Here is a 25,308-nt window from a genome sequence, read left to right as displayed (position 1 = left end):
TCCAATATCCAATACCCCTACTTTTTATGTATTACTCAATCGCGTAAAGCGCCGAATACAAACCGCCTATTCACCGGCCGCCCCCCTTATCTTGAACAAGCTGAGACTTTAAATAACTGTTAATGCTAACGACACAACATCGCCAGCAATTTATTTTTGCTGATTTTCGCCTGACAAAATAAAGATAAATAATCCGGAGCAATCAATGAAAATAACTATCGGGTCATTCATTCTGCAACAGCTTCACGCCCTGAACGTCGATCGTATTTATGGCGTGCCCGGCGACTATAACCTCAGCCTGCTGGAGCTGCTGGAAAACGACGAGCGGCTGGCGTTTGTCGGCAACTGCAATGAATTGAACGCCTCCTACGCCGCAGACGGTTACGCCCGCATGAAAGGCGCCGGCGCGCTGATCGTCACCTACGGCGTCGGCGATCTGGCCGCGCTGTCCGGCATCGCCGGGGCCTATGCCGAATCTTCGCCGGTTATCTGCATCGCCGGCACGCCGCCGCTGCATGCGATGAAGAATCATCAGCTCTTGCACCATACCCTGGGCGATGGGAATTTCGACAACGTCATGAACTGCTTTAAACAATTCACCGTCGCTCAGGCTCTGATCACGCCGGAAAATGCCGCACAAGAAATACCACGCGTTATTTCCCGCGCCTGGATAGAGAAGAAACCGGTGTATTTACAGCTGCCGTCGGATATTTGCGATGTGGAAATTGAAATCGCCGCGGCGGCGACGGCACCGCAATTACCGGCCAGCGATAAATACAATGTGCAATTAGCGGCGATGGCGCTGTTAACCAAAATCAAACGCGCACAGCGCCCAATCATGTTGGTCGATCAAATGGTGGATCGCTACCAGTTGCAGCAGTTGGTCATCGCGGTCGCTCACCGCTTCGCCATTCCGCTGACCAATATGCCCACCGCCAAATGCATTATCCCGGAAAACACCGCCGGTTGGATGGGCGGCTACAGCGGCAATCTGTCGCGCCCCGAACTGTATGAACACATGGCCCACTCGGACTGCGTGCTGAGCTTCGGCGTACGTCTGGTAGACTCCACCACCGGCTATTTCTCGCAGCAAATTCCCGCCGCCGCTCAGGTGGATATTCAGCCGTTTTCGATGAAACTGGACAACACCTCCTACCCAGCGGTAGCGACGGCGGATCTGCTGCAGGCACTGCTGGATCTGAGCGAAGACGCGCCGGCGCAGCGTTTATCACCGCTGGCCGATCCCCGTGAGAAGCTGGCGACGCCGAGCGACGCGCCTATCGACCAGGCCTATCTGTGGCGACGCATCCAACGCTTCATCCAGGCGGATGACGTGGTAGTGGTGGAAAACGGCACCTCAGGCGCGGCCATCGGCGGCATGCGCATGCCAGGGGGCGTCAAGGTGGTCAACCAACCGATTTGGGGCTCGATCGGTTATACCCTGCCGGCGCTGCTCGGCACCCTGATGGCGGCGCCGGAGCGCCGCCACCTGCTGTTCATCGGCGACGGCTCCTTCCAGCTCACCGCGCAGGAAGTGTCTACCCTGCTGCGCTGCGAGCAAAAGCCGATCATCTTCCTGATCAACAACGACGGCTACACCATTGAACGCTATATCCTCGGCGAAAACTCGTCTTACAACGACATCAGCCCGTGGGACTACGCCAAACTGCCGGCGGTATTGAATACCCAGGCGCAGCCGTTCAGCGTGGCGGTGGAAACCACGCAACAGCTGGAAATGGCCCTGGAACACGCCTCGCGGCAGGATCGGCTGGCGTTTATCGAGGTGAAAGTGCCGATGATGGACACGCCGCCGGTGATGAAAGAGTTCTGTAACCGCTGCAACAGCTTTAACTTTGGCCTGACCAACCCGCGTCGCAGCGCCTGATGCGCGATCGCGCCGCCGGTGGTTCAGGAAACCGGCGGCGTTTTTTTATGCCGTTACCCGCCGGCGCGCGCCATGCAGCGCTGGCGGCGTTCGTCCACCCGCTTGGCGAACCAGGCGGTGGTCAGCTTGCGGGTGATTTTCGGGCTCTCCAACTGGATACCCGGCAGCATCTCGCGCGGCAGCTTGCCGCCCGCCAGCGCATAGACCTTCTTATACAGGTCGGTATCGGCAAAGTCGGCCGTGTCGCCTTTCTCGAGCGCCCGGCGAATGGCGCTGTCGCTCATGTTCAGGCGCTTGCCGAGCGTGCGCACCGCCAGCTCGGTCGAACCGGGCTTGTCGCTGCCAAAGTCGATCAGATCGCCGTCCAGCGCCAGCGGAATGGCGCTCGCCCGGCTGACCGCGTTTTGGAACGCCGCGTTGCGGCTGGCGTACCAGCCGGCGTTGAAGTCGGCGAAGCGGTAAATCGGCCGGCTGTAATCGGCCGGGTACCCCAGCAAATGCATAATGCCGAAGTACATACCGCCGCGCCGGCTGAAAACTTCGCGGCGAATCGAGCCGTCGACCGGATAAGGGTACCCTTTGGCGTGCACCTCGGCGAAGGCGATGCTCACCTGCATCGGGCCGCCGGTATGTACCGGATTTAAATGGCCGAACAGCTTCTGCCCCATCGGCACGCGGTCGATCATGTCATCGAAGATATCGCTCAGATCCTTCTCGGTGCGCACCTTATCCAGCCGCTCGCTGTAGCTCTGGCCGTTCGACGACGAAATCTTCAATGCGGTGTGCACCAAAAAGTTCGGGATGTGCATCTGATCGGCGCGGCGGTCGATCTCCTTCCAAGCGATCTTCGGCAGCCCCGGCACCTGCGGGTTAGCCTGGAACGTCGACTCCTGTTCGGTCACCGCCAGCACCGAACACAGGTTCTCATCGCTCGGCTCGATGCCCTGCGCGGCGAAGGCGGCGGTAATATCGGTAGCCCAGCCCTGCCGATCGCCGGCGTTGGCCGGGATCAGCATCATCAGCCGGGCTTTGACGTCGGCGGGGCGCGCCGCCGGTGCCGTGGTGGTGGTTTTGCTGGTACAGCCCGCCAGCGCCAGCAGCGCGGCCAGGCTTAGCAAACGGAAGGGCATCGGGTGGAATAAACGAAGTATCGGCATCTTTTCCCTGAACGTGATGACATGAACAGCACTGAAATTAGCCCAGCCGCCGCGCACAATCCAGTATAAATATACCCGTTCCGCCGCACAGGTGGGCCGGGAAATACCCAACAACGCAGGGAGAACAAAATGATCGAACTCAAAGAAATGACGGCGCAGGAACTGGATCACTACCGTAAATACGGGGTAAAGGCTTACGCAGACGATTTGGCGCGTTCGTTTCAGCTCAGCCAGGAACACGCGTTGATCGAGGCCGAAGCCAATTTCAAACGAGGGCTGGCGATGCCCGGCCAACGGTTGGTATGCGCGAGGCTGCCGAATGTCGAGGACAGCATCGCCACCGTCTGGTACGCCATTGAGCAACGAACCTTCGGTAAGCAGCTGTTTATCTATGATTTTGAAGTGACGCACGCCTGGCGTGGCAAAGGCTATGGCGAGCGGGTACTAAATGCGGTGCTGGACGCGGCGAGAGCACAGGGGGCGGAATATGCCGAACTGACGGTGTTCAACGATAATCCGACGGCCGCGCGCCTGTATTCCAAGTTAGGTTTCGATGCGGTCACCACCCGTATGCGCCGCCGTTTGTAGCAATAGGTTTGCGAAGCTCGGGATTTTCAAATGACGAATAAAGATGTATTTTATATGCATCATATAAATCACTTTGCTTGCCCAGCCAAAGGAGCCCCCTATGGAGCAGCAGCTGCTTTGCTATAAAACCCTGCCAGAATGGAACAGCGACACGCTGCCGGCGGCCTTCCGCCAGCGCCACAACACCCAGAGCGGCACCTGGGCGAAGCTCACCGTACTGAGCGGCAACCTGACGTTCGCCATGATGACCGAAGACGGCGCCACCACCGAGACCTGGCAGTTCAGCCCCGAAAGCCAGCCGCCGTTTATCGCACCGCAGCAGTGGCATCGCATCGTTTCCTTTTCGGACGACATGACCTGCCGGCTGGCGTTTTACTGCGCGCCGGAAGATTACTACCACAAGAAATACGAACTGACGCGCACCCACTCCGAAGTGATCGAAGCGGCGGCGCGCATCGCGCCGGGCAAGGCGCTGGATCTGGGCTGCGGCGGCGGGCGCAATTCGCTCTATCTCAATCTGAAAGGTTTCGACGTCACCGCCTGGGACAAGCACGCGCCGTCGATAGCCCGCCTCAATCAGATCGTCGACGCCGAGCAGCTGACCCGCCTGAGTGCCGGGGTGCAGGATCTCAATACCCATCGCTTCAGCGGCGACTACGACTTCATCCTGTCCACCGTGGTAATGATGTTCCTCGAGCGGCAGCAGATCCCGCCTATCGTGCAAAACATGCAGGACAGCACCGTGCGCGGCGGCCATAACCTGATCGTGGCGGCGATGGATACCGAGGATTATCCCTGCCCGCTGCCGTTCCCGTTCACCTTCAGCCCGGGTGAGCTGAAGCATTATTATCGCGACTGGGAGATCCTCAAATACAACGAGGACGTCGGCCAACTGCACAAGACCGACGCCGCCGGCAACCGTATCTCGCTGCGCTTCGCCACCCTGCTGGCGCGCAAGCTATAGCGCGTCGTGAAAGATAATCCCCAGCGTGTGGCGTTGGCCGGCGCGTATTCGGCTGACGCCGTGGCGCAGATTGACCCGATAACAGCCTTTCACTCCCTCCACCGGCCGGTGATGCACGGCGAACACCACCGCGTCGCCCTGTTGCAGCGGCACCACCTCCGCCCGGCTCTGCATCCGCGGCCGCTGTTCGGTCAGCACGAACTCGCCGCCGGTGAAGTCCTGCTCGGGGGCGGAGAGCAGAAACGCCACCTGCAGCGGAAACACTCGTTCGCCGTACAGGTCCTGATGCAGACAGTTGTAATCCCCCGTTTCGTAGCGCAACAGCAGCGGCGTCGGCCGCCGCTGGCCGGCCCGGTGGCATTCCGCCAGGTAGGTTTCATGTGCGGCGGGATAGCGCGCCGCCAGCCCCAACAAGGCGTTCCAACGGTTGGCCACCGGCGCCAGCCGCGCATACATCAGGCTGCGCGCTTCGGCCACCGGCGGCGGCAGCGGATAGGCGAAATAGCGGTACTCGCCGCGGCCAAAACCGTGCTTCGCCATCACGACGCGGCTGCGAAAATGCGCATCCTGCGGGTAGAGCGCTGTCAGCTCGCGGCACAGCTCTTGGCTGAGCACGCCCGGCAGACGCGCGCAGCCCTGCGCATCGAGTTCACGTTCAATTGCCGCCCAGTCCAATTCGGCCAGCCGGGTCGCCAGCGCGCCGCTCATCGCTGCGCCTCTTTTTCCAGCAACGCTTTCTTGCGATCGACGCCCCAGCGGTAGCCGGACAGCGTGCCGTCGTTGCGCACCACCCGGTGGCAAGGGATCGCCACCGCCAGCATGTTGGCGGCGCAGGCGCCGGCCACCGCGCGCACCGCTTTGGGCGCGCCGATGCGCCGGGCGATATCGGCATAGCTGACGGTTTCCCCGACCGGTATCGCCTGCAGCGCCCGCCAGACCCGCTGTTGAAACGCGGTGCCGCGAATATCCAGCGGCAGCGCCAACCCGTTCTCCGGCGCTTCAATCAGGCCCACCACCTGCGCCATCAGCGCTTCATACTGCGCGTCGCCGCCGATCAGCTCGGCGTTGGGGAATTTGTCCTGCAGATCCTGCACCAGCTGCTGCGCATCGTCCCCCAGCAGAATGGCGCAGATGCCCACCTCGCTCTGCGCCGCCAGGATCTCGCCCAGCGAACAGCGCCCGACGGCGAAATGAATGCGCATGCCTTTGCCGCCGGCTCGGTAGGCCTTCGGCGTCATGCCCAGCGCGGCGTTGGCTTGCTGGTAGAAGCGGCCGTTGGCGCCATAGCCGGCGTCGAAGATCGCGTCGGTCACCGTTTCCTGCTGCGTAAGGCCGGTGCGCAAGCGTTGGCTGCGCTGCGCGTCGGCGTAGCCTTTCGGCGTCAGGCCGGTGATCGCTTTGAACAGCCGGTGGAAATGGTATTGGCTCAACCCGACGTGGCGCGCCAGCGTCTGCAGCGACGGCGCTTTCTCCGCCCGTTCGATATAGCGGCAGGCCTCGGCTATCTGCCGCGCATGCTGTTCCGTCAACGGCGTCAGCCCCTGGCGGCAGCGTTTGCAGGGCCGATAACCCGCCGCTTCCGCCTGTTCGGCATCGTCGAACAGCTCCACGTTTTGCCGATTCGGCTGACGTGACGGGCAAGAAGGCGAGCAATACACGCCGGTGGTTTTCACCGCGTAGATAAAGCGGCCGTCGGCGTGCTTGTCGCGGCTGACGATCGCCAGCCAGCGCGGATCGGCGCTGTCGATTACGTTTTTCATCATCCGTTCCTCACTGCGGTTTCGATGTTAACCAGCATAGTGACGGGCCGTTGGCGAAACACGCCGACTCTTGCTTTTTAATTCGGCGCCGACGTTTTCAACAATGTTTCGACAATTTTTAACCAACAACATGAAGTTTATTACGTTGCCAACCTGGTTGCACGGCGTTAGGATCGCGGCCGGCCACGGGCGTGGCCAGTGTTTTTGCCTGTTAGTTGCGCGCATGGAGAGGTTATTGTGTTAGAGAGTTTTGGCGTCCTGAATTTATGGACCTATTTGGCCGGGGTGGTCTTCATCATCATTCTGCCGGGGCCGAATACGCTGTACGTGCTGAAAACCGGCATATCGCGCGGCGTGCGCGCCGGCTATACCGCCGCGCTGGGCGTGTTTATCGGCGATGCGATCCTGATCTTCTGCGCCTATATCGGCGTGGCGTCGCTGATCCGCACCACGCCGTTCCTGTTTACCCTGGTGCGTTTTCTCGGCGCAATTTACCTGCTGTTCCTCGGCGCAAAAATCCTCTACGCCACCTTCGTGCAGAAGGCGCAGGCGCAACAGCAGCAGATTGAGGGCGGCCACAGCATTCTGCGAAAATCGCTGACGCTGAGCCTGACCAACCCGAAGGCGATCCTGTTTTACGTGTCGTTCTTCGTGCAGTTCATCGATTTCAACTATGCGCACACCGGGCTGTCGTTCACCATTTTGGCGCTGATCCTCGAAGCCGTCAGCTTTATCTACATGAGCACGCTGATCTTCTCCGGCGCGATGCTGGCGCATTTCTTCAATCACAAGAAAGGCCTGGCGAAGCTCGGCAACGGCCTGATCGGCCTGCTGTTCCTTGGTTTCGCCACCCGTCTGGCGACCCTGAGCTCGTGATCCCTCCCGGCCGGCGCCCGCCGGCCTCGGTTTACCCTTCCGTCACGGCAAAATGACACGCAGGACAAACCGAATGTCAGGCAGACCAAAGCCGCCGCTTTCCCGCTGATCTAGACTTGCAGGGTTAACGATAACCTGATGAGCCTGATCGGAGGATGTATGTCTGACAATACCGTAGCCGTGCTGGATAGCGTATCGCGTTTTCTCGATCGTCAGCATGGGCTGTATATCGACGGCCAGTGGCGCGCGTCCGCCGCGGAAGGCCGCCTGGCGGTGTATAACCCCGCCAATGGGCAGCAGATCGCCACCACCGCCGACGCCAATGAACACGACGTCGCACTGGCGGTGCAGTCCGCCCACAAAGCCTTCAGTGAAGGCGTCTGGGCGCAGCGTCTACCGGTCGAGCGCGAACGTATCCTGCTGCGCTTCGCCGATCTGGTGGAGCAGCACGCCGAAGAGCTGGCGCAGCTCGAAACCCTGGAGCAGGGCAAATCCATCAACATCGCCCGCGCTTTCGAAGTCGGCAGCACCCTGAACTGGATGCGTTACACCGCCGGGCTGGCGACCAAAATCACCGGTCAAACGCTGGACGTCTCTATTCCGATGCCGCCGGGCGCCAAATATCAGGTTTATACCCGTAAAGAGCCGATCGGCGTGGTCGCCGGCATCGTGCCCTGGAACTTCCCGCTGATGATCGGCATGTGGAAAGTGATGCCGGCGCTGGCCGCGGGCTGCTCCATCGTCATCAAGCCGTCGGAAACCACCCCGCTCACCCTGCTGCGCATCGCCGAGCTGGCGAGCGAAGCCGGCGTGCCGCCGGGCGTGTTCAACGTGGTCACCGGCCGCGGCACCGTGTGCGGCAAAGCGCTGACCGAACATCCACTGATCGCCAAAGTCAGCTTTACCGGCTCCACCCCGGTGGGCAAAAGCATCGCGCGCGCGGCGGCGGATCGCCTGACCCGCGTGACGCTGGAGCTGGGCGGCAAAAACCCGGCCATCGTGCTGAAAGATGCCGATCCGCAGCAGGTGATCGAAGGCCTGATGCTTGGCAGCTTCCTCAATCAGGGGCAGGTATGCGCCGCCAGCTCGCGAATTTATATTGAAGCGCCGATTTATGATCGGTTGGTGGCCGGATTCGAACAGGCGGTGAAATCGCTGTCGGTCGGGCCGGGGATGGATACCGGCGCGCAAATCAACCCGCTGGTGTCGCTCGCGCACCGCAACAAGGTGGCGGCCTACCTGGACGACGCCCGGGCGAAAAACGCTGAGCTTATCGGCGGCGCGGCCGGGCCGGACGCCAACGGCTTCTACATTCCGCCGACGCTGGTGATCAACCCGGACGATCGGCTGAACCTGACGCGCGAGGAAGTGTTCGGCCCGGTGGTCAACCTGATTCGGGTGGCGAGCGCCGAAGAGGCACTGAGCAAGGCCAACGACACCGACTTCGGGCTGACCGCCAGCCTGTGGACCACCAGCCTGCAGCAGGCGATGGCGCTGACGCCGCGCATTCAGGCCGGCACCGTGTGGGTCAACACCCATACGCTGATCGACCCGAACATGCCGTTCGGCGGGTTCAAACAGTCGGGCAGCGGCCGTGATTTCGGCCCGGATTGGCTGGATGCCTACACCGAATCGAAATCGGTCTGCATCCGCTATTGAGTGAAGCGGCGCGGGCCTGGCCCGCGCCCTGACTTACTGATACTGCCGACGGTATTCGCTCGGCGACATGCCGAAACGCTGCTTGAAAGCGGTCGAGAAATGGCTGTGATCGGTGAAGCCCCAGTCGAGGCCGACGCCGGCCAGTTTTTCCTGCCCGGCGGCGCTGCGCAGCGCCTGCGCGCACAGATCCAGCCTGCGGTTCCTGATGTACTGCGCCACCACCAGCCCCTGACGGGCGAACACCCGATACAGACTGCGTAACGACACCCCCAACTCGGCCGCCACCCACTCAGGGCGCAGCTGCGCCGACTGAATATGCCTGTCGATCAATGCCAGCGCCTTGTCAAAGACCGGTTGCTGCCCCTCCGGCCGCGCCTGCTCGAGCGCCAGGGCCGGGCGCAGCAGCGCCGCCAGCGCATTCAGCACCGCCTCGCTTTCCGCCGCGGCAAGCTGAGGATCCTGCATGCTGCTCAGCACCAGCTGGCGGCTGAGGCGCACCGCGCTGAGCTCGGCTCCCAGACGCTGAGCGCAAGGCGGCGGCAGCGGCAGGCAGCCGCGCGGCAACAACAGGGAGATTTGGCGCGAATCGCGCTGGAAAGTGAAACTGCTGGGCTGTGAGGCATCGATCAGCGTCATGTCGCCGGGAGAGAGCACCGTTTGGCGATCGCCCTGCTCCATCAATGCGCTGCCGCGCAGCTGGATGACGGTGAAAAAGTGCGCACCGTCGCTGCGGGCAATTTCACGCGGCGTGCGGTACAGCCGAGCCTGGGACACATCGACCACGCTCAGGCGCAGGGCATGGGCGCGAAACTCCTGCATCGCCCCGCTGAAGCCGGGCCCCAACGTTTTCGCGCAGAATCGGCCGCAGGCGGTGTTGATTTTCCCCAGCCACTCTTCGAAGCCGACGTCCCGGAGCGTTGCCAATGCCGTCATGATCTCTCCCTTCAAACAGCAGCGGTGCTGCGCCGTTGAACAGAAAAACACCATAACAATCCGTTAACACACAATCAATGGCGAGCGGGGGATTTGGCGCCGCGATCACAGATCATCGGGCGCCCGTCATCAATCCGCCACGAAACCGTCATCTCATCGTCACAGGCCTCGCCAAAAATACAGGCTGTTCCCCCTTCACGTTGACTCCCTGGACATGACCCGATGAAATCGTTGCAGAAATCCATTTTAGCGCTGTGTTTGTTTACCACCAGCGCCCTGGCCGCGTTCCATGCGCAGGCGGCAGAGGAAGCCCAACCGTTCACCACCGCGCAGCAGGTGGATCTGACCCACATCCTGCCGCCGCCGCCGGCCAACGACTCGGCGCAGACCCAGCGCGAACTGCGGGAAGTGCTCGACATGCAGCAGAAACGCACGCCGGAAATGGCCAGCCAGGCTAAGGCGGATGCGGAAGAGAACGTCTGGGTATACAGCAACGTGATGGGGCCGAAGTTCAACGCCGAAGCGTTGCCGGCCGTGAGCGCCTTCTTCGATCGCATCGTCGCAACCGAAGCGGCGGTGGTCGATCCGGCGAAAGATTTCTGGAAGCGCCCGCGCCCGCATATGCTGGACAGCCGCATCGAGCCGATCGTCAAGCGCTCCAGCTCCGGCTCCTGGCCTTCCGGCCACACCACGCTGGGCACGCTGATGGGCATCACCCTGGCCAATATGGTGCCGGAGAAGCGTGCCGCCATCATGACGCGCGCCTGGCAATACGGCGACAACCGGGTGGTGGCGGGGATCCACTACCCTTCCGATATCGAGATGGGCCGCATCGCCGGCAGCGTCATCAGCCAGCAGCTTTCACAGCAGCAGGATTTCCAGCAGCAGTACCGGCAAGCACGCGACGAGCTGCGCCAGGCGCTGGATTTACCCGCGGCGAAATAGACCCGGCGGCTAGCACCGGGCCCTGACGGCCCGGTTTACGGCTGTTTGTCCAACAGGTAACGCACCACCGCCGCGTACTCTTTGGCGTAGCCTTCAACGCTGGTGCTGGCCATGCCGGCATTGTCTATCTTGTATTTGCCGGCCACGTAGAACGACGGGGTGCCGCGCACCTCGAATGCTTTCACCGCTTCGTTCTGCTTGGCGATCAATCCTTTGACCAGCAGGCTGTGGCGCGCGTTTTCATAGGTAGCGGCATCGATGCCGGCCGCCGTAAACACCCGCTGAATATCGTCGGCGCCGTTGACGGCGCGCTGTTTCTGCACCGCGTCGAACATCGCCCCTTCAATCTTGTCTTCCACGCCCAGCACCGTCGCCACCGCCCAGGCTTCGGTCAGCTCATTGCCCAGTTTGCCCATCAGGCTGACGTGATATTTGGTGACTTTCTCACCGGCGGGCAGCGCCTGCGCCACGGTACTGCCTACGCGATAGGTATCGGCGAACTGATAGCAAGGGCCGCAGTAGAAGGAGAAGAACTCCACCACCGCCGGCGCGGCGGCCACCGGCTTATCCAGCCGGGTGTATTGCTCGCCCGCACGGTAATCCGCGGCCTGAACCGCAGGCAGCGCCAACATCAATACGACGGCGGCGGCGAACGAACGCTTAACTTTTGCCAACATAAACACTCCTGGTTTCATCTATGAACATCGTCCTTAGCGGCGGTTTTTATAATCAAATAACCGCCAGAAGACCAGTTTTTATTACCTTCTATTTGTGAGGGATTATGTTCAGCGACCTTCGTAACCGTCCCAGTACGCACCTACCGCTTCCTGTGAGAGCACCTGGCGGCGCTTAGGATTGTCGGCGCTGCTGTAGGCGCGATTAATGAAAATGGTTTTGTGTTCCATGTTCTGCTGGAACTCCGCGCTGGCCAGGTAATCGGCCTTTTTCTGCGCCTCGCTGCGCGCCACGCCTGCCGCGCGATCCTTTTTCCCCAGCTGGTAGAACTGTTCGAACATCGGCACGGCGTTCTTAATACTGCCGTTCACATCGGTGCGGAATTGCGGATCAAAATCGTCGCGAGTTTGATAAACGTAGTGTTTGGCATGCTGCTCGGCACTGCTGAGGTGATGGGTGCAGGCGCTGAGCGCCAACAGCGGCAACAACAGCGCCGCGCTTTTCAGTCTTTTCATGTCGTCTGTCCCTGTCAGTGAGGAAGGTTCCTTTAGCGCCACGAGCATAGCGCCGCCACCCGGCAAACGTCAAACGACAAAAAACGCATCACATTGTTTTATATTAATATTATATACACTGATTGGTATTCATTGCCTGAAACACTATGCTTTAACAGAACAGGGTAAACACTCACCGACAGCGAGGCGGCCAATGAAACCGATCGACAAAAACGTGGGGGAGTACGACCTCACGGCGGAAAAAAAAGCGGGCATGATCACCGGCACCATCCGCGGCGAACTGCCGGACAGCGACGCCAATCTGCCGCTGCTGCCCTTCTCCGGCACTTTCGCCGGCCCCAGCGTGGCCGAAGCCATCGCCGATATTCAGCAACAGTTCCCCGACATCGAACCGGCGATTATCGACGATTTGCGCGAGGAACTGCTGAAGGCCGGGTTCTAATCCGGATCGCGGTGCCGCACGAACGGACTGTAGACCGGCGCGCCGGGCTTCAGCGCCAGATCGGCGTCAAAATCTTCATTGCGATTGAACGGCACCGCCGGCCAGGTGGAAAACGCGTTCAAACCGTCCCGGTACGTCTGTGTCACCTGTGCCAAAGCGACATTTTGCGCCTCCAGAGCTTCGCCCGCCAACCCGCCGCGCACGCCATAGACCAGGAACGGCTCCAGCACGCTAAAGCCGATATAGTGCAGCGCATGCATGATTGGCCACAGCATCAGCCGCATATCGCCGTCGCGCCCGTTCGGCGCGCAGGCCTGTGCGGAAGCGCCGGCGGTCACGGTCAGCAGCGCCCGCTTACCGCACATCACGCCGTTCTCATGGCGGTGGCGGCTGTCGTAGATCCCGCCGTAAACGAACACCCGATCCATCCAGCCCTTGATGATGGCCGGCGCGCCGAACCACCAGAAAGGGAACTGCAGCACCAGCGTATCCGCCCAGCGCAACAGCTCGATATGCCGCCGGATCTCCGCCGGCAGCGCCTGGATCGTCCAGTGATGGCGCTGCTCCTGCATCGCATCGAACCGGTCCACCTGCTTTCTGCTGGGGTAATGGCCGGCGCCCTCGCGCGGATCAAACCCCTCCTGATACAGATCGACCGTTTTCACCTGATGCCCCTGCGCCAGCCAGGCCTGCCGCGCCTGTTCGGCCAAATGGGCATTGAAAGAATGCGGCTCGGGGTGAGCCAGCACAATCAGCACGTTCATCCTGTGTCTCCCGTTGTAAGGTGGTGCTGTTATGCTGTGGCTTTATCGTCCCCTTGGCAATTACGCACCTGAAGGTAACCCCCAATGGCTTATCCCGGCGACGTCTATTCGAGCAAGTGTTCCGCACGCGATGCGCTGGCGCTGATTTCCGGCAAGTGGGTGATGCTGATCCTGCCTGCGCTGGCGCAGCGCCCGATGCGCAACGGCGAGCTGCTGCGCCGCATCGACGGCATTTCGCAGAAGGTGCTGACGCAAACGCTGCGCCAGCTGGAACGCAACGGGCTGCTCGAACGGCTAGATTTAAGTGAAAAGAATCAGGCGCATGTGGAATACCGGCTCAGCGCCGTCGCCTGCTCGCTGGTCGAGACGCTGGCGGCGCTGGACCGATGGGCGGAATACCATTTCCCCGAGCTGGACGCCGCCCGCGAGCGCTATGATGCCGACCGCGGACGCGAGACCGATTAAAGCGGTTTGGCCCGCAGCGTCTCGCCGCTGCGCACGAAGTTGCCGGCCCCCAGATGATGAATGGTGTGCAGATCCGCATTGGCGGCGGTGAAGTTCCAGCGCCCTTGCTGGAACACCCGCTCGTCCGCTGCCGCGCTCAACACCTCGCCGAAGCAGGTGTCGTATTTTTCCTGTGCGCCGCTTTCCGGCAATAAGCGGCACTCCAGCCACGCCACGCAACCCTGTTCGATCAGCGGCACCTGCAGCGTGGCGCTCGGCGCTGCGGCGATGTGAAAGCGGGCAAACTTGTCTTCATCCAGCCCGGACACGCTGCCAACCGCGTAGGTGGCGTCGATGAACATGGCCGCCGGCACGCAAATGCCGAATGCGCCGCTCTCCTCGATCATTTGCCGGCTGTGCGCCCCTTTGTCCACCACAATGGCGATGCGCGGCGGGCTGAACTCCACCGGCATCGACCAGGCGGCGGCCATCACGTTGCGTTTGGCGCCGTCGTGGCTGCGGCTGGTGATCAATACTGTCGGGCCGTGGTTCAGCAGGCGGCTGGCGTGTTCGAGGGCGACAGGACGAAAGTGGCTCATCGGGAAATCCTTGCGAGTGACTGACTGTCCCGCAGTGTAGATCTGCGCTGCGGCGGCAGGCAACGCGGGGCGCACAGAATGCGCAGGTGAGACGCTTGTTCCCCGTCTCGCCATCCGTTATCTATAGTTAGATCAATTCGCCGGTAACGGCCCACTCCACCTGAGGATCTTGCCTTGACGTTTTTAAAACACCCTATCGCCGGATTGGTGCTGGCCGGCTGCGGCCTGCTGTCGGCGGGCGGCGCGCTGGCCGCTTCCGATGCGCTGGTGTACTGCACCGTCGCCTCGCCGGAATCGTTCAACCCGCAGCTCTCCAGCTCCGGGCCGACCTTTATCGCCACCTCGCAGGTGCTGTACAACCGCTTGGTGACGCTGCGCGAAAGCGATAAAACCCCGGCCCCGTCGCTGGCCACCGAGTGGAGCGTCAGCCCGGACGGCAAGACCTATACCTTTACCCTGCGCCAGGGCGTGAAATTCAACAGCAACAAATACTTCACCCCGACACGCGACTTCAACGCCGAAGACGTGGTGTTCACCGTGATGCGGCAGAAGGATCCCGCTAACCCTTATCACAAGGTCTCCGGCGGCAACTATGAATACTTCACCGACATGGGCCTGGATAAGCTGATCACCAAGGTGGAAGCGGTGGACGAGCATCACGTGCGCTTCACGCTGAGCCAGCCCAACGCCGCCTTCGTCGCTGACTGGGCGATGGATTTCGCCTCGATCCTGTCCGCCGAATACGCCGACGCCATGCTGAAAAAGGGCACGCCGGAATACGTCGACAACTGGCCGATCGGCACCGGGCCGTTTGCGCTGCAGCAGTACAAGCAGGATTCGCTGATCCGCTACATCGCCAACCCGCACTACTGGCAGGGCGAAGTGGCCAGCAAGCACCTCATCTTCTCCATCACGCCGGATCCGCAAACCCGGCTGGCCAAGCTGAAAACCAACGAATGCCAGATCATCCCCGCGCCGCTGCCGGAACAGTTCGCCGCCATCAAGGCCGACGGCAACCTGCAGCTGCACGACATTACCGGGCTGAACGTCGGCTATCTGGCGTTCAACACCCAGAAAAAACCGTTCGACAACCTGCTGGTGCGTCAGGCGTTGAGCTACGCGGTGGACAAGAAAGCGATCGTCGCCGCGGTGTTCAAAGACAGCGGCACGCCGGCCAATTCACTGCTGCCGCCGGGCATGCTGGGCTACAACGACAAACTGCCGGAGTACGCCTACGATCCGCAGAAGGCGCGCGAGCTGCTGAAGCAGGCCGGGCTGGAACAGGGCTTTGAAACCGACATCTGGTCGATGCCGGTACAGCGCCCTTACAACCCGAACTCCAAGCGCATCGCCGAGATGATCCAGAGCGACTGGGCGAAGGTGGGCGTGAAGGCCAAGATCGTCACCTGGGAGTGGGGGCAGTATCTGGCCGGGCTGCGCAAAGGCGAGCAACAGAGCGCGCTGTACGGCTGGGTGTCGGACAATGGCGATCCGGACAACTTCGCCACCCTGCTCGGCTGCGCCGGCGTGCAGAGCGGCGCCAACGTGGCACGCTGGTGCGATAAGGATTATGACCGGCTGATCCAGCAGGCGATCCAGGAGAACCAGCCGCAGGCGCGCGCCAAGCTGTATCAACAGGCGCAGGTGATCTTCGCCAAACAGGCGCCGTGGCTGCCGCTGGCCACCGGCAAAGTGTTCTACGCCACCCGCAGCAACCTGAGCGGCTATGTGGTGGACGTGAACGGCAGCGATTTCGCCAAGGCCAAATTGAACTGATCTTAGGCGCCGCAGCGAGGGCTGCGGCGTAACCCGCTTCATCGCTTAATAAGCTGCCAGCCTCTGAACCTATCATTATTAGCTTCATAACTTACGGCGCTCACCTATCACCAGACGCATATCCCACTAAACCAATAGCTTAATAAGCGAGCTGAACCTGGCGTTTTGCCTAAATTGCGCGCACGCGCTTTCCTCCGATGTAACATTTCGTTACCATCGACGCACAGACCCTTTAACATCAAAAGGTAACCCGGTGCAGAACACCTACATGCCGTGGCAAATTCGCCTGCACTGGCTGGTGGCGATCCTGCTGGTCATCACCTGTGTCACCATCGAGCTGCGGGGCTTTGCCGAACCGGGCAGCGCCCCTTGGTACGTGCTGGTTGTCACCCACTTCAGCTGCGGCGTAACGGTATTTGCGCTGATGATCGCCCGCCTGTTCCTGCGCTGGCGCCACCCCTCGCCCGCCATCGCGCCCAAACCGCCGAAGTGGCAAACCGGCCTGGCGCACCTGACGCACACCCTGATCTACCTGCTGCTGCTGACGCTGCCGGTGCTGGGGGTCTATTCGCGCTATCTGGGGGGCAAAGAGTGGTATCTATTCGGCCTGCCGATGCCGTTCGCCGACGTGGCCGATCGGCCGCAGGCGCGGGCGATTATCGGCTGGCACAAAACGCTGGCGTCATTCGGCTACTGGCTGATCGGCCTGCATACCGCCGCCGCACTATTCCACCACTATATCGTCAAGGACAATGCGCTGGTGCGCATGCTGCCACTGATGAAAAAGCGCTGACCATCCGGCGCCAGGGATGAATTTTCGGGCCACGCCTGCTGACAGGGAATGATATGCAAACCCAATTTTTTCATGTGACCGTCGAGCAATGCGCTTGCCAACAGACGGCGCCCGACAATCTGGTGAGGATCATCGCCTCCGGCCAGACGTTCTTTTTTTATCGCGATGACTTCAGCGACAGCGAAAATCTGCTGGCCAGGCTCGCTGCCGGCGATCGGGTGAAGATCGGCGCCCACCGCCTGCGGGACGGCAGCTACTGGCTGCACTGGCTGCTGCACGGCACGAAAGGCCGGCTGGAGCCTGACAGAACGCTGAAATATAAGCTGAAATACTTCGCCCTGCTGCTGCTGGGCGCGGCGCTGGCCGGCGGTTTCCCGGCGGCCTTTTTCATCATGGACCGGGAAGATTCCTGGCTGACCATCGTCCTGTTCTTTATCGCCATCATCGCCGGCCTTATCGGCATCGGCATGGTGCTGTTCGTCGGTTCGGAGCTCCTGTTGATTGCGCACCGCGGCCGCAGGCGCCTGCTCAGAGCGCTGGATCGCGTGCTGCAGGGGCAAGACGTCACGCCGCCCGGCTCGCTCAGCCTGAAAATCCCCGGCATCAGATACCGGGCCGTCCGCGCAGACGCCGCGCCAGTGCCCGCAATGCCACAAACCGAGTTCCCCCTCCCCGAGGGCGTCGAGGCCTCCAGCATAGAGACGGTCAACGCCCTGAGCTACGAACTCTGCCACTATGAGATCCCGCGGCAGGTGCAGTATTTGGACACTTATGCGTGGCGTCAGAAGGAGAGGCACTTCGCGTTGACGACCCGCGCGCTCAACGTCCCCAATACCAAACTGCACCCAGTATTTCGTCGGCAACATCCGCTTTTCATCGCCAAAGGCGATCCGCTGCAGGTGCTGTATTGCGAAAACGACACCGTCCCCGAGTTGCCGACGGTGCGTGGGATCATCAATCATCGCGATCGCCAAACCTATCTCATCGGCGGCAGCCGCTACTTCACCGAAGCCGGCCTTAACCTGTGCGCGCGCGTTGTCTTCATTTTTGGGGCAATCGTGGCGTGTTTTGTGCTCGGCATGACGGTGGTGGATAACGCCGATACCCCGGCGGGCTTTTACCTGGATGCCTGGACCCTGAAGCGCCTCGGCAGTGAATTGCCGCCGATTATTCTGCTGCTGATGCTGATGGTCAGCGGCCTGGCGCTGCTGATCGAGGGTTTCGCCCAGATCTGTCGCCTGTACTCTTTTGACCAGCACCGCACGTTTAAAACGTTTAAATACCTGCGAAATCTGCGCCGCAGGTTGTGGCGGCAGGCTCAGGTGACGGAGCTGAAATGATGACGTTAGCGCTTTATAAAAGACCCCTTATTATCCTGACGCTGTTTTTAGCCAGCGCGCTGGGCGTCTATTTGCTCGCCCCTGAGCAACGCTATGCGCAGTGGCAATGGACTCGGGGCGACCAGGCGTTGCCGACGATAGCCCGTTACGATCTCATCCACAGCTACCCGGCGCCGGACGGCGCCCTGCTGCTCACCAGCAAAAGAAGTGAAGACCGCGCGTACAATAGCTTTTACGGTTGGGCGGCCAACTACCTCAGCCAGGTGCTGTTTGCCGGCCCAAAAGGGTTACAAATGCTGGGGGAACTCGACGACTTGATCCACGATGCGGTTTGCGGCGAGCAGGAGTGCGTGCTTTTTCTCTCTGAGGGCCGCAGGCTGGTTGATGTGCAACGGGGTACCATCGGGGCGCTGATCCCCTGGCCGGAGGGCGACGACAACCGGCCTTCCTTTGTCGGCGGCAAACTGGTGGCGCAACCGGGAAAACGCGCGCTGTATCTCATCAGCACCGAAGGCGTATTCTACAGCCCGGACTTCGGCGCCCATTGGCGGCAGACGCTGGATCTGCCGGCGCTGCTGGACGCGCGGCAACTGCTGGGCTTTGAGCGCGGCGAGGAGGAGTCACCGACGGCTTACGCCTCCGGTAAGCGCAAATCCGTACCCGAGATATTCACCGCCATTGATGGCGACCGCGTGCATTTCTGGATGAACCCGGTGCTCGGATCTGGCGCGTTACACATCGCCGTTAACGGTAAAACCGGCGAGGTGATTGAAATGCATTGGCTGCTGGTGCGCGTGGAGGAAAGCGCGCAAGCCCCGGACGGCGGCATCTACCTGATCGCACAAACGCTGGACAGAGGGCTGTATCAGCTTCTGCGTTATCAATCCGACGGGCAGTTGAAGGTGCTGCTGGAGACCGGCGATAAATCGCTGTATCAGCTCTGGGCGGGCAACGATAAGCTGGTCGCCCAAACGGATAACGGCGATGCGCGTCTTTCGCTGATTTTCGATCTGCGCTCATCCGACGTGCACTACCGACAGCCGTTGGAGTACCGGTACAACGGGCGCGACGACGCGCGCCAAACCGTGATCGAACCAGAAAGCCACTATGACGATGACGGGGAGATCCCGGCGCTGCCCTACTTCGTTCGCTATCGCTCCACCACGCCGTGAACATAAGGAACTTGCCATGCTGTTAGGTTATGGCGCCGGCGCCGCCGGCCTGCTGGCGCTGTTATTGGCCCTGCTGCTCGCCGGCATCCTGCTCGCCTGGTGGGGCTGGCGCTACGCCGCCGCCCGCTGCGGCCGCCCGCGCCCGCCGCTTTCCTGGGGCGGCTATCTGTTGGCCTCGGCGCTGGCGATCTACCCGGTGGCGTTCGCGCTGATGCTGATCGGCATGGCCATCCAGGACATCAAGAGCCAGCGGGCGGAAGATCGTTGGAATCAACGCAGCTACTTGACGCTCGACGAGGCAAAGCCGTTCGGTGAAACGACGCTGCCGAAAGGCAGTTGGGTAAACCGCCAGGAGCCACGCCTGCCCGGCACCGAAGACAGCCCTATCACGATGAACGGCGTGACCGCCGTGCGTTTTCCTCAGCCGCAGAGCGTGGCCGGCGTGCCGATCATCGCCTTCGAGGTTTTACCGCCGGTGATGGAGCTGGCGAGCGCGCACACCTTTACCCGCCCGAGCGGCCAAAGGGTGCACTGCGAAGCGGGTTGGCTGGTCTCTTTCTCTTTACCGCCGGATAAGCCGACCCCGCAGTGGGAGGAGTGGCAGGCCGGGCTGCCTGCGGCGGCGTTTCGGCCCAGCGACTGGATCTTTAGGGAGTGCTTCTCCGGCAGCCCGATCGCGGTGCTGACCTTGCACGACGGCGAAGTCAGGGTGCTGCCTTAAGCCTTACGCCGCGGCGTTGGGCAAGCGCACGGTCACGCGGTTGTTGGCCGTTGGCAACTGCAGCGGCGTTTCCTGCCAACTCACCGCGATAACCAATACCGGCGGGGCCGGCACGCGCGGCTCACGCCCGTCGGGCCCCACGCTGTAGGCATCCCACTCAATCACAAACACCCCGCCGTCTTGCGGCTCGACCCGCTCGACGAAAAAGGTGGTGTCCGAACCGCGCCCGCCCGCCGGTTTATGCGCGTAAGAGAGCAGGCTGAACCACTCGCCGGCGAAGTACAGATGGTAAAGGCCATCGACGATATGCTCGCCGCGGAACTGGCAGCCGCCGACGCTCAAACCGTCACCCGCCGGGGATTCCGCCACGCGTTCGAGATCGCGCACGAAGCGATCGGTCGGCCTGTTATCCAGCAACAGTTCATAAGGCGGCGTATGCAGCAGCGCGGCAGGATCGTCCGCCTGGCGCAGATCCGCCGGCAACATCGAGCGCGCCGCCAGCACGCGGCCGCTGGGCAACGTGATCTCCAGCCGATCGGCCGGATCCGCTACCCACTGCGGCACCCACAGACCGCGCACAAGGTGCAACGGCGTGGCCTCCACCTGCCGACACGTCGCCCGCAGCCGCGCCAGCGCCTCGGCGGTACCGGCGGCCAGCGCGTCCTGCTCGCGATCGGTCAATGCCGGCAGCGCGTACATCATCCGGGCAGCAGGCTCGTACACCGTCAGCCCCTCACCCTCACGACTGCGGGTCGGGATCAGGCGCAGCTTGCCATCGTCCACGTCCTGCGGCGCCGCACAGGCGCCATGCACAATCGCCCCGTCACGCAGCAGCAGCGTCCAAAAACTGGGGCCGCCCATGCCCAGCTCCCCCACGCCGCCAATCTGCCGATCGCTGTCGCCGGCGTGCGCCATTTCAATCGGCTGCGAATGCCAGTCGGTTTTGCGCCACTCTGCGGCCTCTTCGGGGTCTTGCACGCCTTTAGCGGCGTACTTCACCCATTGCAGCACGGCAAACAGCGCGATGCACAGCACGCCGAAAATCGGGTGATCCTGCCAAATCAACCCCCAACCGACGATCAAAAAGGCCCAGGCGGCCATGGCGATATCCTTTTCCACGAGAAAACCGCCTGATTCTAGCGCAGGAAACGCAAAGGGTTGAAGCCTATGCCATGAATAATTAGCCGTTAAATAGAAAGATAATAATTTCAGCGTTATTTCTGTGACTACAAAGATCACATAAATAACGCTTCAAAGAGTGATTTGAACGTAGAAAAGACAACTCCCTGTATCTCAATGCAATATTCGCAACCCTATTAAAAACCAAAAGATAAAAGGGAAAAAAACTGCAGTAATTTGTGCATATTCTAAACATTGACTATGTTTATACATACTCTTTATATGCAGGTAAACAGACTGAAAAACAAAAGAGAAAGGCTCCCAATATAATTAAACAAACCTCGCATACCGTGTGGGTGAAACGCTATTAATTATAAAAATTCCGAGGGTATTTTATCTCCGCGGAACGGGTCACTTTGCATTTTATCGGACCAATAGGCTACACACCGCAATTAATATCATTATTAGCATTCCGGAGACCGACAATGAAAATCGTTACGGGCATTATCCTTACCTCTGTGGCCGCCTTCAGCGGCGCGGCTTACGCGGCCGATGCGCAGCCTACCACAGGCAGCGCGGAAGTGACGCTGGAACACGTGCACGCCGTGATGGAAAACGGCAGCCCGGCGCCACAGCACGACGCCGCCTGCCAAAAAGAACTTTCCATGCCGGAATCGAAATATATCGGCATGAAGGTTAAAACCGATTACAGCATCAACAGCAGCACCATGATGATGTCGGCCAAATCGATGTTCCCATCGCCGAATGACAAACAGCCGATGGAACTGACGGTCGATCTCTCCGCGCTGGGCCTGGCGGATGTGTATGCCTTCGGCGCCTTTAAACCGGCCGCGTTGCCGCAGGCCTATATTTATTTCACCATCGACAAAGATTTTAAAAATCCGGTCAGCACCTTTATGGTCATCAACCAAGGCAAGCAATATAACTGCGTGATCTCCAGCTCGAATAAAATGATGAGTGAAGAGATGCGCGGCAAGATGATGAAGAAACAGTAGCGGAATGAAAAACGGCGCTTCCCGCAACAGGAAGCGCCGTCAGCAAAGCCTTAAATCAGACCCGGATTGTATTTCTGGTTGAACTTCTCTTCCGATTGGAACAGATAAATAATGCCTTCGATAAAGCCGACAATCGCCGGGATCCCCGTCCAGCAGAACAGCAGGTAGAACAGCCCCCACCACTTCATACCTAAGTAAAACTTGTGAATGCCCAGCCCACCCAGGAAGATGGCCAGCAGGGCCGCCGCGAGCTTGTCTTTTCTGCTCATAGTGCACTTCTCCTTACTTCTCACCGAACCACCGGCATGTCCAAAAAACGGATGCCGCTCCGCAGAGCGCCGCATCGCAGTGCTTGAGGAGAAAACATTCACCCATCAAGGCTCAACAGGGGTAATTATAACAGTGATTAATTAAACGGTTGTTTAACCGACGAAAAGGTAAGCAAAGGGAATCTGAAGGAGAGATGGTGCCGATAATAGGAGTCGAACCTACGACCTTCGCATTACGAATGCGCTGCTCTACCAACTGAGCTATATCGGCATCGAGCCGGGCCTGCGGGGCAAGCCGGAAGTGCGTTGAACAAGGTAGACCTGCGCGCGAAATGAGTCAATAGCCGCCGGGGTGTTTGGTTGTTTTGCAAGCAACCAGACTGTCGTGCAGACCCTCTTTTCCAAAAACAATCAGGGCACAGCCTGCTGCGCCCTGACCTCTTTATGAATGACCGCAATGCGGCCTTAGCTGCGCACTAGATCGTCGCCGTAGCCGATCCACTTGTAGGTGGTCAGCGCGTCCAGGCCCATCGGGCCGCGGGCGTGCAGTTTCTGGGTGCTCACCGCCACTTCCGCGCCCAGGCCGAACTGGCCGCCGTCGGTGAAGCGGGTGCTGGCGTTGACGTACACCGCCGAGGAGTCCACTGCGCGCACGAAATGCTCGGCGCTGTTCAGCGAACGGGTGAGGATCGCGTCGGAGTGGTTGGTGCCGTGAGTGCGGATGTGGTCGATGGCCTGATCGATATCGTCCACCAGCAGCACGTTCAGATCCAGCGACAGCCATTCGTCGTCGTAATCCTCCGCGTTCACCGGCACCACCGTCGCCGGGCCGCCCTGCAGCAGCGGCAGCGCGTTTTCCGCCGCGTGCAGCGTCACGCCCGCCGCCGCCATTTTGGCGCTCAGCGCCGGCAGGAACTCGGCGGCGATGCCGCGGTTCACCAGCAGCGTCTCCAGCGAGTTACAGGCGCTCGGGCGCTGGATCTTGGCGTTTTCAATCACCGTCAGCGCCTTGTCGAAATCGACATCGGCATCCACGTAGGTATGGCACACGCCGATGCCGCCGGTGATCACCGGGATGGTCGATTGCTCGCGGCACAGCTTGTGCAGGCCGGCGCCGCCGCGTGGGATCAGCATGTCGACATAGCGATCCAGGCGCAGCAGTTCGTTCACCAGCGCACGATCCGGGCTGTCGATCGCCTGCACCGCCGCCGCCGGCAGGCCGCACTGTTCTAGCGCCTGCTGGATCACTTTCACCGTCGCCTGGTTGGTGTTGTGCGTCTCTTTCCCGCCGCGCAGGATCACCGCGTTGCCGGTTTTCAGGCACAGGCTGGCGACGTCGATGGTGACGTTCGGCCGCGCCTCGTAAATCACGCCGATCACGCCGAGCGGCACCCGGCGGCGCTCCAGCTTCAGCCCGCTGTCCAGCACGTGGCCGTCCAGCACGTGGCCGACCGGATCGTTCAGGCGGCATACCTGGCGCACGTCGTTGGCGATCGCCGCCAGCCGCGCCGGGGTCAACAGCAGGCGGTCGAGCAGCGCTTCGCTCATGCCGGTGGCGCGCGCCTGCGCCATGTCTTGTTCATTCGCCAGCAGGATCGCTTCACTGTTGGCTTCCAGCCTGTCGGCCATCACCGACAGCACCTGATTTTTCTTCGCCGTGCTCAGCACCGCCAGCTGCCAGGAGGCCTGCTTGGCGGCCTTCCCCATCTGCTCCAGCATGCTCACTCCTTAACTGACAATCATATCGTCGCGGTGCACTGCCACCGGACCGTATTCATAACCGAGGATCTCGCTGATTTCCTGCGAGTGGTGCCCGGCGATCATGCGCATCGCGTCGCTGTTGTAGCGGCTGACGCCGTGCGCCAGATCGCGCCCCGCCAGGTTGCGGATGCGGATCACTTCGCCGCGCGAGAAGTCGCCCTTCACTTCGCGGATGCCCTTCGGCAACAGCGAGCTGCCGCGCGCCATCATCGCTTCCACCGCGCCATCGTCGACGGTGATCTCACCGGCCGGTGGCGCGCCGAAGATCCAGCGCTTGCGGTTTTCCAGCGGGGTTTCCAACGCGTGGAAACGGGTGCCCACCGGTTTGCCTTCGATCACGTCCGCCACCACGCCCGGCTTGCTGCCGGCGGCGATCACCACGTCGATGCCGGCGCGGCAGGCCACGTCGGCCGCCTGCAGCTTGGTGCCCATGCCGCCGGTGCCCAGACCGGAGACGCTGTCGCCGGCGATGGCGCGCAGCGCGTCGTCGATGCCGTGCACTTCACGGATCAGTTCGGCCTGTGGGTTGTTGCGCGGATCGGCGGTGTAGAGGCCCTGCTGATCGGTAAGCAGCAGCAGTTTGTCAGCCCCGGCCAGAATGGCCGCCAGCGCCGACAGGTTATCGTTGTCGCCCACCTTGATTTCGGCGGTGGCGACGGCGTCATTCTCATTGATTACCGGCACGATGCGGTTATCCAGCAGCGCCGTCATGGTGTCGCGCGCGTTGAGGAAGCGCTCGCGGTCCTCCAGATCGGCACGCGTCAGCAGCATCTGCCCGACGTGAATGCCGTAAATGGAGAACAGCTGTTCCCACAGCTGGATCAGCCGGCTCTGCCCTACCGCTGCCAGCAGCTGCTTGGAGGCGATGGTGGCGGGCAGCTCGGGGTAGCCCAGGTGTTCGCGCCCGGCGGCGATGGCGCCGGAAGTGACGATGACAATGCGGTGGCCCGCGGCGTGTTGCTGCGCACATTGGCGCACCAATTCGACAATGTGGGCGCGGTTCAGACGCAGCGATCCGCCGGTCAACACGCTGGTGCCCAATTTCACAACCAATGTCTGGCTGCCGTTCATAGTATTTCTGCCGTGTGTAATGATGAGAAGAAGAGTGCAAAGGTCTTTGTAACAGGAGAGACGC

General features: G+C 61.1%; 26 protein-coding genes and 1 tRNA gene. 14 read left to right on the top strand and 13 right to left on the bottom strand.

Annotated features, from left to right (window positions below; genetic code table 11):
* Positions 1-205: 205 nt before the first annotated feature.
* Positions 206-1,885 carry an alpha-keto acid decarboxylase family protein gene (locus GUC32_RS04370; protein ID WP_049206230.1) on the top strand — a complete coding sequence of 560 codons (1,680 nt, stop codon included), beginning with the start codon at positions 206-208 and terminating at the stop codon, positions 1,883-1,885.
* A gap of 53 nt (positions 1,886-1,938) precedes the next feature.
* Here the strand turns inward: GUC32_RS04370 and GUC32_RS04365 are convergent, their stop codons facing one another.
* Complete coding sequence (locus GUC32_RS04365) at positions 1,939-3,042, bottom strand: DUF1615 domain-containing protein (protein ID WP_346412266.1); 1,104 nt, start codon at positions 3,040-3,042, stop codon at positions 1,939-1,941.
* Positions 3,043-3,171: 129 nt separating this feature from the next.
* Here GUC32_RS04365 and GUC32_RS04360 point away from each other — a divergent pair, with 129 nt between their 5' ends.
* Positions 3,172-3,630, top strand: a complete 459-nt coding sequence (locus GUC32_RS04360) for an N-acetyltransferase (protein WP_025301694.1) — start codon at positions 3,172-3,174, stop codon at positions 3,628-3,630.
* A gap of 100 nt (positions 3,631-3,730) precedes the next feature.
* Positions 3,731-4,594 carry an SAM-dependent methyltransferase TehB gene (gene tehB, locus GUC32_RS04355; protein ID WP_325977986.1) on the top strand — a complete coding sequence of 288 codons (864 nt, stop codon included), beginning with the start codon at positions 3,731-3,733 and terminating at the stop codon, positions 4,592-4,594.
* Here tehB and GUC32_RS04350 read toward each other — a convergent pair.
* Together GUC32_RS04350 and ada are read right to left on the bottom strand one after the other, a co-directional pair.
* Positions 4,589-5,302, bottom strand: coding sequence for a 2OG-Fe(II) oxygenase (locus GUC32_RS04350; RefSeq protein ID WP_325977988.1), 714 nt, complete (start codon positions 5,300-5,302; stop codon positions 4,589-4,591). The two genes, tehB and GUC32_RS04350, sit on opposite strands and share 6 nt — an antisense overlap.
* Positions 5,299-6,354, bottom strand: coding sequence for a bifunctional DNA-binding transcriptional regulator/O6-methylguanine-DNA methyltransferase Ada (gene ada / locus GUC32_RS04345; protein ID WP_369435578.1), 1,056 nt, complete (start codon positions 6,352-6,354; stop codon positions 5,299-5,301). The genes GUC32_RS04350 and ada overlap by 4 nt, the downstream gene beginning before the upstream one ends.
* A 237-nt stretch (positions 6,355-6,591) precedes the next feature.
* Between ada and leuE the strand changes: the two genes are divergently transcribed.
* Together leuE and GUC32_RS04335 are read left to right on the top strand one after the other, a co-directional pair.
* Positions 6,592-7,230 carry a leucine efflux protein LeuE gene (leuE, locus tag GUC32_RS04340; RefSeq protein ID WP_004940625.1) on the top strand — a complete coding sequence of 213 codons (639 nt, stop codon included), beginning with the start codon at positions 6,592-6,594 and terminating at the stop codon, positions 7,228-7,230.
* A 159-nt stretch (positions 7,231-7,389) separates the two neighbouring features.
* The gene (locus GUC32_RS04335) at positions 7,390-8,889 is read left to right on the top strand and encodes an aldehyde dehydrogenase family protein (protein ID WP_016928934.1); all 1,500 of its coding nucleotides are present in this window, start codon (positions 7,390-7,392) and stop codon (positions 8,887-8,889) included.
* 33 nt (positions 8,890-8,922) lie between these two features.
* Here the strand turns inward: GUC32_RS04335 and feaR are convergent, their stop codons facing one another.
* Positions 8,923-9,822 carry a transcriptional regulator FeaR gene (gene feaR, locus GUC32_RS04330; protein ID WP_049206237.1) on the bottom strand — a complete coding sequence of 300 codons (900 nt, stop codon included), beginning with the start codon at positions 9,820-9,822 and terminating at the stop codon, positions 8,923-8,925.
* Between the two features lie 222 nt (positions 9,823-10,044).
* Between feaR and GUC32_RS04325 the strand changes: the two genes are divergently transcribed.
* Complete coding sequence (locus GUC32_RS04325) at positions 10,045-10,767, top strand: phosphatase PAP2 family protein (protein ID WP_060447665.1); 723 nt, start codon at positions 10,045-10,047, stop codon at positions 10,765-10,767.
* A 35-nt stretch (positions 10,768-10,802) separates the two neighbouring features.
* On the opposite strand, the gene GUC32_RS04320 is transcribed toward GUC32_RS04325, so the two are convergent.
* Entirely contained in the window at positions 10,803-11,444 is a 642-nt protein-coding gene (locus tag GUC32_RS04320; RefSeq protein ID WP_043135553.1) for a DsbA family protein, read from the bottom strand.
* Positions 11,445-11,552: 108 nt separating this feature from the next.
* Positions 11,553-11,957 carry an Exc2 family lipoprotein gene (locus tag GUC32_RS04315; protein WP_060447666.1) on the bottom strand — a complete coding sequence of 135 codons (405 nt, stop codon included), beginning with the start codon at positions 11,955-11,957 and terminating at the stop codon, positions 11,553-11,555.
* 193 nt (positions 11,958-12,150) lie between these two features.
* Here GUC32_RS04315 and GUC32_RS04310 point away from each other — a divergent pair, with 193 nt between their 5' ends.
* Positions 12,151-12,399, top strand: a complete 249-nt coding sequence (locus tag GUC32_RS04310; protein WP_019454278.1) for a hypothetical protein — start codon at positions 12,151-12,153, stop codon at positions 12,397-12,399.
* Here GUC32_RS04310 and GUC32_RS04305 read toward each other — a convergent pair.
* Positions 12,396-13,163 carry an NAD(P)H-dependent oxidoreductase gene (locus tag GUC32_RS04305; RefSeq protein WP_141997291.1) on the bottom strand — a complete coding sequence of 256 codons (768 nt, stop codon included), beginning with the start codon at positions 13,161-13,163 and terminating at the stop codon, positions 12,396-12,398. The genes GUC32_RS04310 and GUC32_RS04305 overlap by 4 nt on opposite strands.
* Positions 13,164-13,247: 84 nt before the next feature.
* On the opposite strand from GUC32_RS04305, the gene GUC32_RS04300 reads away from it, so the two are divergent.
* Entirely contained in the window at positions 13,248-13,628 is a 381-nt protein-coding gene (locus GUC32_RS04300; RefSeq protein ID WP_060447667.1) for a helix-turn-helix domain-containing protein, read from the top strand.
* Here GUC32_RS04300 and GUC32_RS04295 read toward each other — a convergent pair.
* Positions 13,625-14,206: a flavin reductase family protein gene (locus GUC32_RS04295; RefSeq protein ID WP_043135548.1), complete on the bottom strand. Its 582-nt coding sequence runs from the start codon at positions 14,204-14,206 to the stop codon at positions 13,625-13,627. The two genes, GUC32_RS04300 and GUC32_RS04295, sit on opposite strands and share 4 nt — an antisense overlap.
* Before the next feature lie 174 nt (positions 14,207-14,380).
* On the opposite strand from GUC32_RS04295, the gene GUC32_RS04290 reads away from it, so the two are divergent.
* The 5 genes from GUC32_RS04290 to GUC32_RS04270 all read left to right on the top strand — a co-directional run bounded on the left by GUC32_RS04290 (position 14,381) and on the right by GUC32_RS04270 (position 20,008).
* Positions 14,381-15,982 (top strand): ABC transporter substrate-binding protein, encoded by a 1,602-nt coding sequence (locus tag GUC32_RS04290; RefSeq protein ID WP_025301682.1) that lies wholly within the window; start codon positions 14,381-14,383, stop codon positions 15,980-15,982.
* 268 nt (positions 15,983-16,250) lie between these two features.
* Complete coding sequence (gene cybB / locus GUC32_RS04285; protein ID WP_080271280.1) at positions 16,251-16,775, top strand: cytochrome b561; 525 nt, start codon at positions 16,251-16,253, stop codon at positions 16,773-16,775.
* Between the two features lie 53 nt (positions 16,776-16,828).
* Positions 16,829-18,115, top strand: a complete 1,287-nt coding sequence (locus GUC32_RS04280) for a hypothetical protein (protein WP_369435577.1) — start codon at positions 16,829-16,831, stop codon at positions 18,113-18,115.
* Positions 18,112-19,287, top strand: a complete 1,176-nt coding sequence (locus tag GUC32_RS04275) for a hypothetical protein (RefSeq protein ID WP_043135547.1) — start codon at positions 18,112-18,114, stop codon at positions 19,285-19,287. The genes GUC32_RS04280 and GUC32_RS04275 overlap by 4 nt, the downstream gene beginning before the upstream one ends.
* Before the next feature lie 16 nt (positions 19,288-19,303).
* On the top strand, positions 19,304-20,008 hold the full coding sequence (locus GUC32_RS04270) for a hypothetical protein (RefSeq protein WP_025301678.1): 705 nt from the start codon (positions 19,304-19,306) through the stop codon (positions 20,006-20,008).
* Between the two features lie 3 nt (positions 20,009-20,011).
* On the opposite strand, the gene GUC32_RS04265 is transcribed toward GUC32_RS04270, so the two are convergent.
* Positions 20,012-21,127 carry a hypothetical protein gene (locus GUC32_RS04265; RefSeq protein WP_369435576.1) on the bottom strand — a complete coding sequence of 372 codons (1,116 nt, stop codon included), beginning with the start codon at positions 21,125-21,127 and terminating at the stop codon, positions 20,012-20,014.
* A gap of 485 nt (positions 21,128-21,612) precedes the next feature.
* Between GUC32_RS04265 and GUC32_RS04260 the strand changes: the two genes are divergently transcribed.
* Entirely contained in the window at positions 21,613-22,143 is a 531-nt protein-coding gene (locus tag GUC32_RS04260) for a hypothetical protein (RefSeq protein ID WP_164063520.1), read from the top strand.
* A gap of 50 nt (positions 22,144-22,193) precedes the next feature.
* Here GUC32_RS04260 and GUC32_RS04255 read toward each other — a convergent pair whose 3' ends face one another.
* From GUC32_RS04255 to proB, 4 genes are all read right to left on the bottom strand, one after another.
* Positions 22,194-22,412 carry a TM2 domain-containing protein gene (locus GUC32_RS04255; protein WP_015376761.1) on the bottom strand — a complete coding sequence of 73 codons (219 nt, stop codon included), beginning with the start codon at positions 22,410-22,412 and terminating at the stop codon, positions 22,194-22,196.
* Between the two features lie 195 nt (positions 22,413-22,607).
* Positions 22,608-22,683 (bottom strand) — tRNA-Thr (locus GUC32_RS04250).
* 194 nt (positions 22,684-22,877) lie between these two features.
* A complete protein-coding gene (gene proA / locus GUC32_RS04245; protein ID WP_369435575.1) occupies positions 22,878-24,131 on the bottom strand; it encodes a glutamate-5-semialdehyde dehydrogenase in 1,254 nt (417 codons plus the stop codon).
* 9 nt (positions 24,132-24,140) lie between these two features.
* On the bottom strand, positions 24,141-25,244 hold the full coding sequence (proB, locus tag GUC32_RS04240; protein WP_015376738.1) for a glutamate 5-kinase: 1,104 nt from the start codon (positions 25,242-25,244) through the stop codon (positions 24,141-24,143).
* Between the last annotated feature and the right edge of the window lie 64 nt (positions 25,245-25,308).

The sequence above is a fragment of the Serratia sp. NGAS9 genome (assembly GCF_009905295.1).
In the GTDB taxonomy this organism is placed as follows: Bacteria; Pseudomonadota; Gammaproteobacteria; order Enterobacterales; family Enterobacteriaceae; genus Serratia; species Serratia bockelmannii.
This window is presented reverse-complemented; position numbering and strand designations above follow the sequence as displayed.

What these genes read in the sequence shown, in the direction of transcription:
- cybB (WP_080271280.1), top strand. Translation starts at nt 16,251, where the DNA reads ATGCCGTGGCAAATTCGCCTGCACTGGCTGGTGGCGATCCTGCTGGTC.
- GUC32_RS04295 (WP_043135548.1), bottom strand. Translation starts at nt 14,206, where the DNA reads ATGAGCCACTTTCGTCCTGTCGCCCTCGAACACGCCAGCCGCCTGCTG.
- ada (WP_369435578.1), bottom strand. Translation starts at nt 6,354, where the DNA reads ATGAAAAACGTAATCGACAGCGCCGATCCGCGCTGGCTGGCGATCGTC.
- GUC32_RS04325 (WP_060447665.1), top strand. Translation starts at nt 10,045, where the DNA reads ATGAAATCGTTGCAGAAATCCATTTTAGCGCTGTGTTTGTTTACCACC.
- proA (WP_369435575.1), bottom strand. Translation starts at nt 24,131, where the DNA reads ATGCTGGAGCAGATGGGGAAGGCCGCCAAGCAGGCCTCCTGGCAGCTG.
- GUC32_RS04275 (WP_043135547.1), top strand. Translation starts at nt 18,112, where the DNA reads ATGATGACGTTAGCGCTTTATAAAAGACCCCTTATTATCCTGACGCTG.
- GUC32_RS04270 (WP_025301678.1), top strand. Translation starts at nt 19,304, where the DNA reads ATGCTGTTAGGTTATGGCGCCGGCGCCGCCGGCCTGCTGGCGCTGTTA.
- GUC32_RS04300 (WP_060447667.1), top strand. Translation starts at nt 13,248, where the DNA reads ATGGCTTATCCCGGCGACGTCTATTCGAGCAAGTGTTCCGCACGCGAT.
- GUC32_RS04280 (WP_369435577.1), top strand. Translation starts at nt 16,829, where the DNA reads ATGCAAACCCAATTTTTTCATGTGACCGTCGAGCAATGCGCTTGCCAA.
- GUC32_RS04360 (WP_025301694.1), top strand. Translation starts at nt 3,172, where the DNA reads ATGATCGAACTCAAAGAAATGACGGCGCAGGAACTGGATCACTACCGT.
- GUC32_RS04320 (WP_043135553.1), bottom strand. Translation starts at nt 11,444, where the DNA reads ATGTTGGCAAAAGTTAAGCGTTCGTTCGCCGCCGCCGTCGTATTGATG.
- GUC32_RS04350 (WP_325977988.1), bottom strand. Translation starts at nt 5,302, where the DNA reads ATGAGCGGCGCGCTGGCGACCCGGCTGGCCGAATTGGACTGGGCGGCA.
- GUC32_RS04305 (WP_141997291.1), bottom strand. Translation starts at nt 13,163, where the DNA reads ATGAACGTGCTGATTGTGCTGGCTCACCCCGAGCCGCATTCTTTCAAT.
- feaR (WP_049206237.1), bottom strand. Translation starts at nt 9,822, where the DNA reads ATGACGGCATTGGCAACGCTCCGGGACGTCGGCTTCGAAGAGTGGCTG.
- GUC32_RS04310 (WP_019454278.1), top strand. Translation starts at nt 12,151, where the DNA reads ATGAAACCGATCGACAAAAACGTGGGGGAGTACGACCTCACGGCGGAA.
- GUC32_RS04370 (WP_049206230.1), top strand. Translation starts at nt 206, where the DNA reads ATGAAAATAACTATCGGGTCATTCATTCTGCAACAGCTTCACGCCCTG.
- GUC32_RS04365 (WP_346412266.1), bottom strand. Translation starts at nt 3,042, where the DNA reads ATGCCGATACTTCGTTTATTCCACCCGATGCCCTTCCGTTTGCTAAGC.
- tehB (WP_325977986.1), top strand. Translation starts at nt 3,731, where the DNA reads ATGGAGCAGCAGCTGCTTTGCTATAAAACCCTGCCAGAATGGAACAGC.
- GUC32_RS04335 (WP_016928934.1), top strand. Translation starts at nt 7,390, where the DNA reads ATGTCTGACAATACCGTAGCCGTGCTGGATAGCGTATCGCGTTTTCTC.
- GUC32_RS04255 (WP_015376761.1), bottom strand. Translation starts at nt 22,412, where the DNA reads ATGAGCAGAAAAGACAAGCTCGCGGCGGCCCTGCTGGCCATCTTCCTG.
- GUC32_RS04315 (WP_060447666.1), bottom strand. Translation starts at nt 11,957, where the DNA reads ATGAAAAGACTGAAAAGCGCGGCGCTGTTGTTGCCGCTGTTGGCGCTC.
- proB (WP_015376738.1), bottom strand. Translation starts at nt 25,244, where the DNA reads ATGAACGGCAGCCAGACATTGGTTGTGAAATTGGGCACCAGCGTGTTG.
- GUC32_RS04260 (WP_164063520.1), top strand. Translation starts at nt 21,613, where the DNA reads ATGAAAATCGTTACGGGCATTATCCTTACCTCTGTGGCCGCCTTCAGC.